3 protein-coding genes are annotated in these 3,742 nt (G+C 70.3%); 1 reads left to right on the forward strand and 2 read right to left on the reverse strand.

Annotated elements, in window-relative coordinates; translation table 11 throughout:
- The coding region (locus tag ACIQOV_RS32125) for a family 1 glycosylhydrolase (protein ID WP_401054216.1) at positions 1–87 on the reverse strand (87 nt) is incomplete at its 3' end.
- 647 nt (positions 88–734) lie between these two features.
- On the opposite strand from ACIQOV_RS32125, the gene ACIQOV_RS32130 reads away from it, so the two are divergent.
- Positions 735–1,889, forward strand: a complete 1,155-nt coding sequence (locus tag ACIQOV_RS32130) for an oxygenase MpaB family protein (RefSeq protein ID WP_401054213.1) — start codon at positions 735–737, stop codon at positions 1,887–1,889.
- Positions 1,890–2,124: 235 nt separating this feature from the next.
- On the opposite strand, the gene ACIQOV_RS32135 is transcribed toward ACIQOV_RS32130, so the two are convergent.
- On the reverse strand, positions 2,125–3,742 hold a 1,618-nt coding region (locus ACIQOV_RS32135; protein WP_401054215.1), incomplete at its 5' end, for a M4 family metallopeptidase.

Here is a 3,742-nt window from a genome sequence, read left to right on the forward strand (position 1 = left end):
GTCCTCCCCCACCGCCCCCTCGATCTGGTACGCGGCGGTGGCGGCACCCCAGCGGAACCCCGCCGGCAAGTCGAAGCGGTTCGGCATGGCAGCCTCCTGACGATTATGTGAGGAGTCCTCATGTTATCGACGTCGCACCGGAACACCAGAGGACCGTCGACCACGTCCGGAGACCCCACAACTGGTGTCCCAGAACCCGCTTGACCCCCCAGTCGCCCGGCGATGTCCATCTCAGCCTGCCGTGCACTGAACGGAACGCGTTGTCCGTGCAGAAGAACTATCGCTGCGCGAGCTCATCTGCGACGTGTGGCCCCCGGGCTGCCCCTGCACGCCGGACACCTCCCCAGCTGCCACCGGCACGCCCACCTGCTCACACGGAGCATCGACGCGGACTCATCGCCAGGCGGGACAGGAGCGCGTTCGCTGCTGCGGACGTTGCGAGATCGCCCGGTGTGCGGCTGGTCCCCGCCGCCCCCACGGGTGCCCTTCGAGCATGACGTGTGGCTCCTGGACCGCCCTCCGACACCAGTGCCGTGGCCGGACAGCCACCGTGTTGCCCTTCACTCTTTCGAGGGAGGACGAAACGTTTCGTCGCTCAGCGGAGGTACGACGTTCCGCCAGAGTCGGAAGCATGCCGCTGCTCGCTGATCCATCCGCCCGGGACGCCGTGTCGACCACGGTTCCCGGCACGTGCCGACCGGCGGCTCCCCCTCAGCGAAGGAAGGAACCCTTCTGTGGCTTTGACGACTCAGAACGCGACGCAGGAGCTGGAGGCCGCGGGCCGGGCAGGTGACCCGCAGGCCGATCAGCTCGTCTCCGATCTGATCGACCACAAGGAAGTCGACGGCGTCAACGCCCTCTTCCGCACCATCGGGACGCTCAAGCCCGGCCAGGACCTCTCCCAACTTCCCCAGCGGCTGGCGGACTTCCTGCGGGAGGCCGCGGCACCGCCGCCGGACTGGTCGGAGGCGGACGTCGACGCCGCGGAGGGCTTCTTCGGCCACCACCACGGCGAAGTGACCATGCTCCAGGGCACCGTCGGCCTGATCGGTACCTACCTCTCCCCCACCGGCGCGTTCACGCTCCGCTCGACCGGCCGGCTCGGCGGCGTCAAGGGCCCGGGCCGGCGCCTGTCGCAGTCGTCCCGACTGTTCCTCGACATGGGCAACAAGAACGCCCTGCGCGACGGCACCCTCGCGGCGAACGTCACCAAGGTCCGCCTGGTCCACGCCTCCGTACGGCAGTTGCACAAGAAGAGCGGCGCATGGGACTACGCCAAGTGGGGCGAGCCGGTGTCGATCAAGTACACCACCGGCGCCTCCTGCGTGTTCAGCGTGCAGATTCTGGAGGCCATGAAGAACCTCGGCATCGACGTCTCCGAGGAGGACGCCCACGGGTTCATGTGTGCCTGGCACTACGTCAACCACTACCTCGGCACCCCCGAGCGGTGGCAACTGCCCAAGGACGCCGACCTGGTCACGCGCGTCTGGAACCAGGTGCGCGACGACGAGTGGAAGAAGACCGAGGACGGCGTCTTCATGACGCAGCAGGCCGTCGACTTCTACAAGCAGTTCTACCCCGGCCCCACGCACGACGCGCTCATGGCCCTGGTCCGGCACGCGCTCACCGACAGGTACGCCGACATGGCCGGCGTGCCCAAGGGCGTCCTCGACCTCGCCGCCGGTCCGCTCGCCGCCGGCCACGGCGTGGTCGGCGGCCTGGGCGGCGGGCTCCTCGGCGGCTCCGTCCAGAAGGCCACCGGCGTCAACCCCTACAAGGACGTCCTCGGCATGGCCTCCAAGACGTTCAACGAGATCCAGAAGTTCGCGCTCACCCACGACCAGGACGACCAGCCGCAGATGCACCAGGAACTCGGCGACGACCGCTGAGCACCCCACGCCGTGCCCCGCCAACCCCAAAGGCCCGGGCGGGGCACGGCGCGAAGCACCACGTGGCGCAGCGGAACGGCTCGGCTTCCAGGGGAAACGCACGGCGGCGCTGCCTCCCGGGTCGTTGCCCGAACCGCCCGGGCACTGCGCCCGGGGCGCGCTGCCCGGACCGGACGATGGCAGGACCGCCGTGTCGCCTGAGCGGCTGGCCGTGGGCGCGGTGTGCGGGCTGGTGTCAGCCGTTGACGTTGACGGCGGACCAGGTGTCGGCGACGGTCGCGTAGGCGGTGCTGCCGGGGCCGTAGAGGTCGGCGGCGGCTTGGAGGGTGGCGGCGCGGGCGTCGTGGTAGTCGGTGGTGGTGGTCATGTAGATGGTCAAGGCCCGGTACCAGATCTGCTCGGCGGCGACGCGGCCGATGCCGGTGACGGTGCGGCCGTCGATGGTGGGGCTGTCGTAGTCGATGCCGTTGATGGTCCTGGGGCCGCTGCCCTCGGCGAGCAGGTAGAAGAAGTGGTTGGCGGGGCCCGAGGAGTAGTGGACGTCGATGCCGGCGATGCCGTCGTACCAGTAGTCGGGCGAGCGGCCGTCCCGGGAGGGCCGGTCCAGGTAGCGCAGCGGGGTGCCCTTGCCGTTGAGGTTGAGGCGTTTGCCCATGAGGTAGCCGGGGACGTCGGTGGGGTTGTCGGTGTGGAACGCGACGGCGGTGGCGAGGATGTCGCTGGTGGCCTCGTTGAGTCCGCCGGACTCGGCCCGGTACTCCAGACCCGCGGTGGCGGAGGTCAGGCCGTGGATCATCTCGTGTGCGGCCACGTCCAGTTCGGTCAGCGGCTTGGCGTTGCCGGGCCCGTCGCCGTAGGTCATGCAGAAGCAGCCGTTGCCCCAGAAGGCGTTCGTGTAGTTGTCACCGGCGTGGACACGGCTGTAGGCGCCGACACCGTCGCCGCGGATTCCGGCGCGCCCGTGCACCTGCTGGAGGTAGTCCCAGGTGGCCGCGGCGCCGTAGTGGGCGTCGACGCCCGCCGTCTCGTCGTCGCTCTGGGTGCCGTTGCCCCAGCGGTCGTCCTGGTCGGTGAACAGTTCGCCCTGGCCGGTGGAGGCGTGGTGCAGGTTGTAGGTCCGGTGGCCGCCGCGGGCGGTGTCGTCCATCTCGTACCGGAACAGGCTGTGCTCGGTGCCCAGGGTCACCGTGCCGTTGTACTGTCCTTGGCCGATGCCGGTGTGCACGGCCTCGTAGGTGTAGAGCTGGGTGCCCGAGGTCGCGTCGGTCACGATGTGGCGTTCGCTGGGGGTGCCGTCCTCCTGGGTGCCGTCCAGGACGGATTCCCAGGCCAGAGCGGGGGTTTGGGCGGCCGACCAGACGACCAGGCGCGGGAGCTCCGTGGTGTGGAGCGACTGCATCACCTGGACGGCCGGGATCGTGGGCGTGATGGTCGGCACGCTGACCGGCGCCCGGTGGGCGCGGGTGTCGGTGAGGGCGCCCTGCGGGGTGCGGTGGACGATCAGGTCGCCGCCGAGGACCGGCACCGTGGCGAAGGTGCGGTTGTAGCGGAAGTGGACGGTGCCGTCCCCGTCCCGGGTGGCATCGCCGATCTGCAGGCTCTCGCGCGGGTCCAGGTTCAGCGCCTTCGCCGTCGCGATGGCGGTCCGGGCGGCTTCCCGCAGAAGCTCGGCGTGTTCCTGCGGGGACAGCGTCGGCGCGTCGCCCCGGGTCTGCGAGGTGCCAGGGAGTGTGCGGGCGGCGGCTCCTGTCGACTGGACGCCCGTCAGCGCCAGGGTGGTCAGGAGCGCCAGGGCGGCGGCCAGCCGGGTGGGCCGGCGGAGTCCGTGATGGGGGGATACAGGCTGCAAAGGG

The organism is Kitasatospora sp. NPDC091257 (genome assembly GCF_044757675.1).
Taxonomy (GTDB): Bacteria; Actinomycetota; Actinomycetes; order Streptomycetales; family Streptomycetaceae; genus Kitasatospora; species Kitasatospora lactacystinica.